The 3,428-nt window shown below is 76.1% G+C and carries 4 protein-coding genes; 2 read left to right on the top strand and 2 right to left on the bottom strand.

All coding sequences use genetic code 11. From position 1 onward, the window contains the following. Positions 1-1,381 (bottom strand): heavy metal translocating P-type ATPase (locus ABD308_RS34645; protein ID WP_425554924.1); only part of this gene is annotated, 1,381 nt, incomplete at its 3' end. A gap of 99 nt (positions 1,382-1,480) precedes the next feature. Between ABD308_RS34645 and ABD308_RS34650 the strand changes: the two genes are divergently transcribed. After that, positions 1,481-1,861, top strand: a complete 381-nt coding sequence (locus tag ABD308_RS34650) for an ArsR/SmtB family transcription factor (protein WP_344343857.1) — start codon at positions 1,481-1,483, stop codon at positions 1,859-1,861. 48 nt (positions 1,862-1,909) lie between these two features. Then, a complete protein-coding gene (locus ABD308_RS34655) occupies positions 1,910-2,326 on the top strand; it encodes a DUF3592 domain-containing protein (RefSeq protein WP_344343859.1) in 417 nt (138 codons plus the stop codon). Positions 2,327-2,340: 14 nt separating this feature from the next. On the opposite strand, the gene ABD308_RS34660 is transcribed toward ABD308_RS34655, so the two are convergent. After that, a partial coding sequence (locus ABD308_RS34660) for an FAD-binding dehydrogenase (protein ID WP_344343861.1) occupies positions 2,341-3,428 on the bottom strand: 1,088 nt, incomplete at its 5' end.

Consider the following 3,428-nt stretch of genomic DNA (forward strand, 5'->3'; position numbering starts at 1 on the left):
GGACGCCGATCGGCTCGCCGTCGCGCAGCACCAGGACGGCGGTGCGTCCCTCCTCCTCCAGGGCGGTGACGGCGGGGTGGTCGCGGTGCGGGCCGGGGGCGCCGACGGCGATCACGGTTCCGCCGACCACGGCCCGCACGCCGACGCCCGGGGTGGCGGTGAAGTCGGTGGCGGGCGGGACGGCGAGGCCGCGCTCGCGGGCGGCGGCGACCACGGCGCGGGCCAGCGGGTGCTCGCTGGGGTGCTCGGCGGCGGCGGCGAGGGCCAGCAGTTCCCCGGCCGCGGTGCCGTCGAGCGGGTGCACGTCGGTGACCCGGGGGGTGCCCTCGGTGAGGGTGCCGGTCTTGTCGAGGGCGACGGTGTCGGCCTGGCCGAGGCGTTCCATCACCACCGCCGACTTGACCAGCACGCCGTGCCGGCCGGCGTTGGCGATCGCGGAGAGCAGCGGCGGCATGGTGGCGAGCACGACGGCGCAGGGCGAGGCGACGATCATGAAGGTCATGGCGCGCAGCAGGGCGTCGGACGTCTCGGCGCCGAGGGCGAGCGGGACGGCGAACAGCAGCAGGGTGGCGGCCACCAGGACGGCGGCGTAGCGCTGTTCGATCTTCTCGACGAACAGCTGGGTGGGCGCCTTGGTCTCGGAGGCCTCCTCGACCATGGCGACGATCCGGGCGATCACGGTGTCGGCGGGGTCGCGCTCGACGCGCACCCGCAGCACGCCGGCGCCGTTGAGGGTGCCCGCGAACACCTGGTCGCCGGGGCGCTTGGCGGCGGGCAGCGGTTCGCCGGTGATGGTGGCCTGGTCGACGTCGCTCGCGCCGTCCAGGACGCGGCCGTCGGCGCCGATCCGCTCGCCGGGGCGGACCAGCACGGTGTCGCCGACGGCGAGGCCGGTGGTGGGGACGGTCTCCTCGGCGTCCGCGCCGGCCGCGTCGGCGCGCAGCCGGGTGGCGGTGGCGGGGGCGAGGTCGAGCAGACCGCGGACGGAGTCGGCGGTGCGGGCGGTGGCGAGGGCCTCCAGGGCGCCGCTGGTCGCGAAGATGACGATCAGCAGGGCGCCGTCCAGCACCTCGCCGAGGGCGGCGGCGCCGAGCGCGGCGACGACCATCAGCAGGTCCACGTCGAGGGTGCGCTCGCGCAGCGCGCGCAGGCCGGCGAGGGCGGGCTCCCAGCCGCCGGCGGCGTAGGCGACGGCGTACAGGGTGGCGGACGCCCAGCCGGGGGCGCCGGAGAACTGGAGGGCGAGGGCGGCCAGGAAGGCGGCCAGGCTGCCGGCCGCCCAGCGGGCCTCGGGCAGCGCGAGGACGCGGGTGCGACGGGGGCGCGGGGGCAGGGCCGACGGGGCGGGGTCGGCCGGCCGGGTGAGCGTCGTGGCGGACATGGGCGACACCTTACAGGAATACATGAACACACCTTCATGCGTTCATATGACAGTAGGAGGCCTCTCCCTCCCCCCGCCGGCGCCCCGTAGGATTCCCCCATGGGACACGCAGCCGCCAGGAACGCCGTGCCGCGGATGCGCCTGGACGCCTCCAACGCCGCCAAGGTGGCGAGCACGCTCCAGGCCCTCGCCACCCCCTCGCGCCTGCTGATCCTGGCCGAGCTCCGGGAGGGGCCGCGGGCCGCCACCGAGCTCGCCGACGCCGTCGGCATGGAGCAGTCCGCCTGCTCCCACCAGCTGCGCCTGCTGCGCAACCTCGGTCTGGTGGTCGGCGAGCGGCGCGGCCGCTCGGTGGTCTACTCCCTGCACGACGACCACGTCGCCGCCCTCCTCGACCAGGCCGTCTACCACGTCGACCACCTGCGCCTCGGCATCACCGACGACGGAAGGGCGAACTCCACGCCAACGAACGGCGGTTGAGCGCGACCACGGTGGGCGGGCAGGCCCGTCGCGGGTAGCCTGCGGACCGTGAACCTCCTCGCGCTCGCGATCGGGACGGTCCTCGGCTGCGGTTCGTACTACACCGGGTCACGCGCCTCGACGACCTACCGGATCCGCCGCCACGGAACCCGTCTGCGCGCCCGGGTGACCGACGTCAGGAGCACGCCGGCGGGCGAGGGCGACGCCGCCGAGGACACCGTCCGGGTGCGCTTCGAGGTCCCGGACGGCCCCGCCGTCGAGGCGGTCACCTCGATACCGCTGCGCGGGCCGACGGGGCTTGAGCCGGGCGACGAGGTCGAGATCGCCCACCTGCCGCGCCACCCCGGGAAGATGGTCGTCCTCGGCTACCACGCCGCGGACGGCGTCCCGCTGCTGGCGTACACGTCCGTGCTGTTCGCGGTGATGACCGTCTTCTTCCTGTGGGTCGGCCTCACCCTCGGCTGACGACGGACCGGGCGCTACGCCGTGGCCCGCGCCGCCGCGCGGCCCACGACCCGTCCGGAGAAGAGGCAGCCGCCGAGGAAGGTGCCCTCCAGGGAACGGTGGCCGTGGACGCCGCCGCCACCGAAGCCGGAGGCCTCGCCGGCGGCGTAGAGGCCGTCGAGCACCGAGCCGCCGGGGCGCAGCACGCGGCCGGAGAGGTCGGTGTGCAGGCCGCCGAGCGACTTGCGGGTGAGGACGGACAGCCGGACGGCGATCAGCGGGGCGGCGGCCGGGTCGAGGAGGCGGTGCGGTGCGGCGGTGCGGATCCGGTCGCCGAGGTAGCGGCGGGCGCCGCGCACCGCGGTCACCTGAAGGTCCTTGGCGAAGGGGTTGGCGAGCTGGCGGTCCCGGGCCTCGACGACGCGGCGCAGTTCGGCGGCGTCGATCAGCCGGGCCCGCGTCCGGGCGTTCATCGCGCGGGCGAGGTCGTACAGGGTGCCCGCGACGACGAAGTCCGGCCCGTGGTCGAGGTGGGCGCGGACCGGGCCGGGGACGCCGGGCAGGGCGCGCCGGAGCACCCCGAGCAGTGAGCGGCCGGTGAGGTCGGGGTTCTGTTCGGAGCCGGAGAGGAGGAACTCCTTCTCGATGATCCGCCGGTTGAGCACGAACCAGGTGTGGTCGAACCCGGTGGTCCTGATGTGCTCCAGGGTGCCGAGGGTGTCGAAGCCGGGGAACAGCGGGGCGGGCAGCCGGCGGCCGCGCGCGTCGAGCCAGAGCGGGGAGGGGCCGGGCAGGACGCGGACGCCGTGCCGGGCCCAGACCGGGTCCCGGCTCGCGATGCCCTCGGGGTAGTGCCACATCCGGTCACCGTTGATCAGATCGGCCCCGGCCTCGGCGGCGACGCCGAGCATCAGCCCGTCGACGTGCGCGGGCACCCCGGAGAGCAGCCGTTCGGGCGGGCGGCCGAGCCGGGCGGGCCAGGCCGCGCGGACCAGGTCGTGGTTGCCGCCGATGCCGCCGGAGGCGATCAGCACGGCCTGCGCGCGCAGTTCGAAGCGGCCGACCGGCTCGCGGGAGCCGGCCTCGCCGCGCGCCGCGCCGCTCGGCACCAGCACCTCGCCCG

Source organism: Kitasatospora putterlickiae (genome assembly GCF_039527695.1).
GTDB classification, from domain to species: domain Bacteria; phylum Actinomycetota; class Actinomycetes; order Streptomycetales; family Streptomycetaceae; genus Kitasatospora; species Kitasatospora putterlickiae.